Origin of the sequence: Streptomyces griseorubiginosus (genome assembly GCF_017614965.1) — a bacterium.
Lineage (GTDB): Bacteria > Actinomycetota > Actinomycetes > Streptomycetales > Streptomycetaceae > Streptomyces > Streptomyces griseorubiginosus_B.
In genome coordinates this window covers 1-7,237 of the sequence record NZ_WVUG01000387.1, presented here as the reverse complement: position 1 = coordinate 7,237, position 7,237 = coordinate 1, and the positions used below count along the sequence as shown (strand labels likewise).

Annotated in this window: 8 protein-coding genes; 2 read left to right on the top strand and 6 right to left on the bottom strand. The window is 69.9% G+C overall.

The features are described from left to right. Window positions 1–299: 2'-5' RNA ligase family protein (locus GRC12_RS39790; protein WP_280117586.1), on the top strand; the 299-nt coding region annotated here is incomplete at its 5' end. A 140-nt stretch (window positions 300–439) separates the two neighbouring features. Here the strand turns inward: GRC12_RS39790 and GRC12_RS39785 are convergent. The 4 genes from GRC12_RS39785 to GRC12_RS39770 form a co-directional block, all read right to left on the bottom strand. Next, entirely contained in the window at window positions 440–1,432 is a 993-nt protein-coding gene (locus GRC12_RS39785) for an aldo/keto reductase (protein ID WP_208785334.1), read from the bottom strand. 44 nt (window positions 1,433–1,476) lie between these two features. Beyond that, window positions 1,477–2,115 carry a maltokinase N-terminal cap-like domain-containing protein gene (locus GRC12_RS39780; RefSeq protein WP_208785333.1) on the bottom strand — a complete coding sequence of 213 codons (639 nt, stop codon included), beginning with the start codon at window positions 2,113–2,115 and terminating at the stop codon, window positions 1,477–1,479. Between the two features lie 17 nt (window positions 2,116–2,132). Continuing rightward, on the bottom strand, window positions 2,133–2,723 hold the full coding sequence (locus tag GRC12_RS39775) for a Uma2 family endonuclease (RefSeq protein WP_208785332.1): 591 nt from the start codon (window positions 2,721–2,723) through the stop codon (window positions 2,133–2,135). Window positions 2,724–2,813: 90 nt separating this feature from the next. Continuing rightward, window positions 2,814–3,488: an SGNH/GDSL hydrolase family protein gene (locus GRC12_RS39770; RefSeq protein WP_208785331.1), complete on the bottom strand. Its 675-nt coding sequence runs from the start codon at window positions 3,486–3,488 to the stop codon at window positions 2,814–2,816. A 118-nt stretch (window positions 3,489–3,606) separates the two neighbouring features. Between GRC12_RS39770 and GRC12_RS39765 the strand changes: the two genes are divergently transcribed. After that, entirely contained in the window at window positions 3,607–4,599 is a 993-nt protein-coding gene (locus GRC12_RS39765) for a WD40 repeat domain-containing protein (RefSeq protein ID WP_208785330.1), read from the top strand. Window positions 4,600–4,695: 96 nt separating this feature from the next. Here GRC12_RS39765 and serC read toward each other — a convergent pair whose 3' ends face one another. Both serC and GRC12_RS39755 read right to left on the bottom strand, forming a co-directional pair. Continuing rightward, window positions 4,696–5,814 (bottom strand): phosphoserine transaminase, encoded by a 1,119-nt coding sequence (gene serC, locus GRC12_RS39760; protein ID WP_208785329.1) that lies wholly within the window; start codon window positions 5,812–5,814, stop codon window positions 4,696–4,698. Between the two features lie 214 nt (window positions 5,815–6,028). Next, window positions 6,029–7,231: a cytochrome P450 gene (locus GRC12_RS39755; protein ID WP_208785335.1), complete on the bottom strand. Its 1,203-nt coding sequence runs from the start codon at window positions 7,229–7,231 to the stop codon at window positions 6,029–6,031. Between the last annotated feature and the right edge of the window lie 6 nt (window positions 7,232–7,237).

The following is a 7,237-nucleotide window of genomic DNA, read 5'->3' as shown; positions in this document are numbered from 1 at the left end:
GAGCCGAGGGCCAGACACAGGAACTGCGGCTGCTGGCGGACCGGGCGGAGGCTGCCGGGCGCAAGGCCGGGCTGGAGATGGGGGAGCACCGGCGCTACAAGCCCCATCTGACGGTCGCGCGGGGCCGGGACGCGAGGGACGTACGGCCGTATCTGGCGGCCCTGGCGGACTTCACGAGCCGCACCTGGACGGTCTCCGAACTCGTGCTCGTGCGCAGCAACCTGCCGACCTCCGGCGTCCCGGGCGAGCAGCCCCGTTACGAGGCGGTCGCCCGCTGGGCGCTCGGAGGGGCCGGTTAGGCTCGGGTACGTGGACCCGAAGACCCGGAACCGGATCATGGCCGGTGTGCTCGTGCTGTTGTTCGTGGTGGTGGCGTTGGCGGCGGCGCTCGGGAAGTAGCCGAGCCGACCGCCGCCGCCACACCGTCGTGCCGTGCCGCCTACCAGGCGAAGGCCTCCGGGGAGGGGCCCGGGCCGGGGAAGATCTCGTCGAGGCCGGCCAGCAGTTCCTCGCTCAGTTCCAGTTCGACGGCGCTGATCGCCGACGCCAGCTGTTCGGCCGTGCGCGGGCCGACGATCGGGCCGGTCACCCCGGGGCGGGTGAGCAGCCAGGCGAGAGCGGCCTCACCCGGCTCGACGCCGTGCTTGTCCAGCAGGTCCTCGTACGCCTGGATCTGCGCGCGGATGGTGGTGTTGGCGAGGGAGTCCGCGGCCCGGCCGCTCGCCCGGCGTCCGCCCTCGACCTCCTTCTTGATCACACCGCCCAGCAGGCCGCCGTGCAGCGGCGACCAGGGGATCACCCCGAGGCCGTACTCCTGCGCGGCCGGGATGACCTCCATCTCGGCGCGGCGCTCGGCGAGGTTGTAGAGGCACTGCTCACTGACGAGGCCGATGGTGCCGCCGCGCCGCGCGGCGATCTCGTTGGCCTGGGCGATCTTGTAGCCGGGGAAGTTCGAGGAGCCGACGTAGAGGATCTTGCCCTGGGTGACGAGCGTGTCGATCGCCTGCCAGATCTCCTCGAAGGGGGTGGCGCGGTCGACGTGGTGGAACTGGTAGACGTCGATGTAGTCCGTCTGGAGCCGCTTGAGGCTCGCGTCCACCGCCCGCCGGATGTTGACGGCGGAGAGCTTGTCGTGGTTGGGCCACGACTCGCCGTCGGCGGCCATGTTGCCGTACACCTTGGTGGCGAGGACGAGCTTGTCGCGCCGGTCGCCGCCCTTGGCGAACCAGTTGCCGATGATCGATTCGGTACGGCCCTTGTTCTCGCCCCAGCCGTACACGTTCGCCGTGTCGAAGAAGTTGATGCCGGCGTCCAGCGCCGCGTCCATGATCGCGTGACTGTCGGCCTCGTCCGTCTGCGGTCCGAAGTTCATCGTGCCGAGGACGAGTCGGCTGACCTTGAGTCCCGTGCGTCCGAGCTGCGTGTACTTCATGACCACCTAGCCAACGGCGTGGAGTGCGCTCTAGGCAAGGACCTTCAGGAGACCGGCTTCAGGAAGGCGAACACGGCTCGGGCGCGGGTGCCGTCCGGGGACTGCCAGGCGCCGATGACATGACCGGTCGCTCCTTCGGGGGCGGTGTCCGGGGCGGTGGGGCGCAGAACCCGGCGGAGGTGGAGGGCTTCGCCGAGGGTGGTGCCGTCCTGGTCGTCGGTGACGGTGACGGGCCAGTCGGGGGAGGGGAGAGAGGCGCCGGTGAAGGAGCGGGTGACTTCGTGGTCGGGGGTGTCGGTGACGCTCTGGGCCTGGGCCTGGACGCGGCCCTCGATCAGCGCGAGGAGCTGGGCGTACAGCACCGGGTCGTGACAGCCGTCGTAGGCCCAGCGGGGGCCCAGGACGCCGTGCTCCATGGTGCCGACGAGGGCGTCCTCGGCGCCGGGGAGAGGGGCGCCGCGGTAGGTGAGGGGCACGTGGTAGGCGGTCGGCTCGGGGCCGGAGCCGTCGACGACCACCATGAACTCGATCCCGACCTCACCCTCCGGATCATCCAGCCGGAACCCGCCGGCCCTGCTCAGCTCCGGAGTCCCGTTCCCCGCGTACCACGGACGGGTCGGCAGCCAGTCGGTGAGCAGTTCCAGCTTGGTGGGCTTGACGGTGGTGTTGTGGATGATCGCCATGGACCGGATTCTGTCAGTCAGTCGCGGGGGAACTCATCAGTTTTCAGGGTGAGGCCGAGGGGGGTGGTGGTCATGTCGACGTCCGTTCCGAACGTGACGGACAGCTCGGTGAGGTATTCGCCGTCCTTGGGCTGGGTGTAGACGTGGCACTTGCCCTGGTACGGATCGACGATGAGATAGACGGGGATCTCGGCAAGGGCGTACGTGGACTTCTTGGGGCCGTAGTCGTTGTGTGCCGTACCTTTTGAGATGACTTCGCCGATGAACTCGACGTCCTGGAAGTACCAGCCGCCTTGAGGGGTCTGTACGGCCTTGTCCCGCAGCTTGGCCACATCCGGGGCCAGCCCGTTGAGCACGCCGGGGAAGTCGATGCGCACATCCGAGGCGATCTTGGCGTCCATGCCGAAAAGGTCTTCAAGTGCCCGGACGATCCTCCGGATGATCTGCCAATGCGCATTCCGCTGCGGTGACATGAAGACGGTTCCCTCGACGATCTCGACCTTGTATCCCTCGGGGACGGGCATGCGCTCAAGACGCTCGAACAGGGCGTCCAGTGTGAGCTTCTCGCTCTCGTCGGCCATCTCGATCCTGTCTTCAAGGACGGTCATCGTGGCACTCCTCCCCGGCTGCCCCATGGGCGAGTGCAGCCAGGCGGTACAACGATACGCACGGTGACCGCGTCACTGTCCCGGTCGGCGCTACTCCGCGTAGGGGGCTCCGATGTCCCACGCCTGGTGCATGGCGTCTGCGAAGGCTGCCGCGATCTTGTGTTCGCCGCTCGCGTTCGGGTGGGTGCCGTCGTAGGTGTCGAGGTGGATGTCGTACGAGGGCGGGGGCGAGACCAGGAGGAGGGGGGAGCGGGGTTCGTCCAGGTCCGCGAGGGTCTTGGCCAGCAGCTCGTTGAAGAGGGTCACCTGGGCCGCGAACGGCTCGTCGGTGGTCGCGCGGATGTTCGGGATCACCGGCAGGACGGCCATCCGGACCCGGGGCCTGGCCGACCTCGCCTCCTCGACGAAGGCCCGTACGTTGTCCGCCGTTTGCTCCGCGTTCGTGTAGAAGCCCAGGTCGATCAGGCCGAGCGAAACCAGCAGCACATCCGCCCGGTGCGTGCGGACCGCCTCGCCGATCAGCGGAGCCATGTGCACCCAGCCCTCACCCCAGCCGGCCAGATGGGCGCGCGGGAAGTCGGGGTCCGCGTACTCGTACGACGTCGGCGCGTCCGTCGCCTTGTCGTGCAGCGTCTCGCGCGGACCGACCAGGGCGAACGGGCCGCCGTACGTCTCGCGCAGGTGCTGCCACATGCGGTACCGCCAGGTGTGTTCGCCCGCGCTCCCGATCGTCATGGAGTCGCCGACCGGCATGAACCTAAGCATCCGCTCATGATGGACGATCAGGGAGGGATCAAGCGGACGGGCGGGGTGTGAGGCCCGCCACGGTGGGCGCGAGGGGCGTGCCCCGTGAACCGGCCCCCGGGATGGCAGGCTTGGGGACATGCGCCGACCGTTCGCTCTTCTCGCCGGGGTCCTGCTCGTGGGCGTCTTCGCCGTGCCCGCTTCCGCCGCCGACGGCAAGGGGGACAACGGGGGCAAGGGGGACAAGGGGTTCACCATCACGGACCCGCGCATCAAGGAGTCCAGTGGGCTCGCCGCCTCCCGTCTCCACCCCGGGATCTACTGGACCCACAACGACAGCAGCGACGGGCCGTACATCTACGCCGTCGACAGCGCGACCGGCAGGACCGTCGCCCGGATCACCCTCAGCGGTGTCGGCCGGCCGCGTGACGTCGAGGCCATCTCCATCGGCCCGGACGACCAGATCTACGTCGGTGACATCGGGGACAACCTCGGCGGCAAGTGGCCGTACGTGTGGATCTACCGGCTGCCCGAGCCGAAGAAGCTCGTCGACCAGACGATCAAGGCCACGCAGTACGTGGTCAAGTACTCGGACGGGGCGCGCAACGCCGAGTCGCTGGTCGTCGACCCGAAGACCGGCCGCGCGTACATCATCGACAAGAACGAGAACGGCGGGCATCTCTACCAGGGCCCCGCCAAGCTCTCCTCCTCGGGCAGCAACATCTTCCGGCCCGTCGCCCCCGTCGACCTCTGGGCCACCGACGCGGCCATCTCCCCGAACGGCAGACAGCTCGCCGTGCGCGGCTACTTCGGCGGGATCTACTACGCCTGGAACGGCGGGAAGATCAAGCGCGAGGGCCGGCTTGACGTGCCGTTGCAGGGCCAGGGCGAGTCCGTCAGCTACTCCCCGGACGGCACCAAGCTCCTGTACGGCAGCGAGGGCGAGGACAGCCCCGTGCAGGCCGAGGACGTACCGGGCGACGACTCCAAGACACCGGCTGCGGGCGGGAGTTCGGACGCTTCCGGGGCGAGCGACGGGGGCCTCGGCGACAACGTCAAGTTCGGCGCGCTCGCGGTGGTGGTCGCCGCGGCGGCGGTGTTCGGGATCCGGCGGCTGGGCCGGCGTCACTAGGACGCGCGGGGCCGACGTGCGGGCCGCGCCGCGCGGGGGGCGCCCGGTCCGATGGCCGGGCGCCCGCGTGCGCCCCTAGGGGAGTTGACCAGGGAGTTACAGCTTTTCGATCACGTAGTCGACGCACTTCGTGAGGGCCTCGACGTCCGACGGCTCGATCGCCGGGAACATCGCGACGCGCAGCTGGTTGCGGCCCAGCTTGCGGTAGGGCTCGGTGTCGACGATGCCGTTGGCGCGCAGCACCTTGGCGACGGCGGCCGCGTCGATCTCGTCCGCGAAGTCGATCGTGCCGATGACCTGGGAGCGCTTCGCCGGGTCGGCGACGAACGGGGTCGCGAACTTCACGTCCTCCGCCCAGCCGTACAGCGTGCGCGCGGAGGTGGCCGTGCGGCGCACCGCCCAGTCCAGACCGCCCTGACCGTTGATCCACTCCAGCTGCTGGTCGAGCAGGAAGAGAGTGGCGAGCGCCGGGGTGTTGTACGTCTGGTTCTTGCGGGAGTTGTCGATCGCCGTCGGCAGGCTGAAGAACTCCGGGACGTGACGGCCCGAGGCGTGGATCCGCTCGGCGCGCTCGATCGCGGCCGGGGAGAAGACGCCGATCCACAGGCCGCCGTCGGAGGCGAAGGACTTCTGCGGGGCGAAGTAGTAGACGTCGGTCTCGCTGACGTCCACCGGCAGGCCGCCGGCGCCGGAGGTGGCGTCGACCAGGACCAGGGCGCCCTCGTCGGCGCCGGCCACGCGCTGGATGGGCATGGCGACACCGGTGGAGGTCTCGTTGTGCGTGAAGGCGTAGGCGTCGACGCCCGCCTCGGCGACCGGCTCCGGGTGGGTGCCCGGGTCGCTGGCGATCACGGTCGGCTCGGCCAGCCACGGGGCCAGCTTGGACGCCTTGGCGAACTTCGAGCTGAACTCGCCGAAGGTGAGGTGCTGGGACTTGTTCTCGATCAGTCCGTGGGTCGCGATGTCCCAGAACGCCGTCGAGCCGCCGTTGCCGAGGACGACCTCGTAGCCGTCCGGGAGCGAGAACAGCTGGGAGATCCCCTCGCGCACCTTGCCGACCAGGTTCTTCACCGGAGCCTGGCGGTGGGAGGTGCCGAGGAGGGAGGTACCGGTGGCGGCCAGCGCGTCCAGCGCGTCCGTCCGCACCTTGGAGGGGCCCGCGCCGAATCGACCGTCGGCGGGCTTGATGTCAGCGGGAATCTGGATCTCAGCCACGAGCCGGAGGGTATCTCTTCGGCGAAACCGGACGGAAACGTGTCCGTTCGATGAGACGGGTCCTCCGGCCCGTGGACTTGTCGGAATGCACCAACCTGTTGCAGACCTACGAGGTCAGGCGGACCGGCAGGGTGAGCAGGTCGTTCTGGGTCACCACCGGCTTGTGGCGGAGTTCGGTGGCGGAGGCGCGGGGTGTGGGCGAAAGCGGCGCGCGTCAGAGCACGGGTACGGGGGTGAAGTGGACCGGCAGACCCGTCAGGCCGCGTAGCCAGGGCGAGGGGCGGCGGGTGAGGGACCGGTGTGGGACGGCCAGGTCGATGTCGGGCAGGCGGTCCAGTACGACCTCGACGGCCGTGCGCGCGATGACCTCGGCGACCTCCTGCGCGGGGAACGGGCAGCGGTGCTCGCCGTGCCCGAAGGAGAAGTGCGCGCCGTTGCCGCCGGTGAGTTCGGAGCCGTCGGTGCGGACCTGCGGGTCGGAGTTGGCGCCCTGCAGACCGAGCAGCAGCAGATCCCCGGCCCGGATGCGGCGGCCGCCGAGCTGGGTGTCCCGCGAGGCCCAGCGGCCGGCCACGTTCTGCGTGGGCGTGTCCTCCCAGAGCACTTCGTTCATGGCGTCGGCGACGCTGTTGCGGCCGCCGAAGAGGGAGGCCGCGAACCGGTCGTCGGTCAGCATCAGCCGCAGGGAGTTGCCGATCCAGTCGGCGGTCGGCTGGTGGCCCGCCGCCATCATCACCATGAGGTCCTGGACGATCTCCTCGTCGGTGAATCCGCCCCGGTCGGCGAGCATCCGTGACACGACGTCGTCGGCGGGCGCGGCCCGTCGCCGGGCCACCAGCCGGGCCATGGACGTGGCCAGATGGGTCTGGCCGGCGAGGGCTCGTCCGCGGCCGTCGATCATGTCGTTGAGCGCGGCCACCAGGCCCGGTCCCTGCTCGTCCGGGAAGCCGAAGAGCCGGGCAAGGACCCGCACCGGGAGCAGCATGGCGTACTCCGCGACGAGGTCTGCCCGGCCCTTGGAGCACAGGGCGTCGATCAGCTGGTCGGCGAACCTCTCGGCGTGACCGCGCAGTTCGGCGGGGTCGGCGGACTCGAGGGCGTTGCTGATCATCGCGGCGCGTTCGCGGTGGCGTTCACCGACGGTGTAGAGGATCGACGGCTGCCTGCGGCCGATCATCGGGAGCAGGGGCCAGTCGTCGGGGATGCGGTCCCACTGGTTCCAGCGGCCGGAGTCGCGGCTGAAGAGGACGGGGTCGCCGGTGACCTGGTGGAGCTCGCGGTATCCGAGCACCAGCCATGCCGGTACGTCGCCGTCGAGCAGGACCGGGGTCACGGCGCCGTGCTCGCGGCGCATCCGCCGGTACAGCTCGGCCGGTTCGGTCTGGAATACGGAGCCGGTGAGGGGGACGGGGGGCAGGGAGGC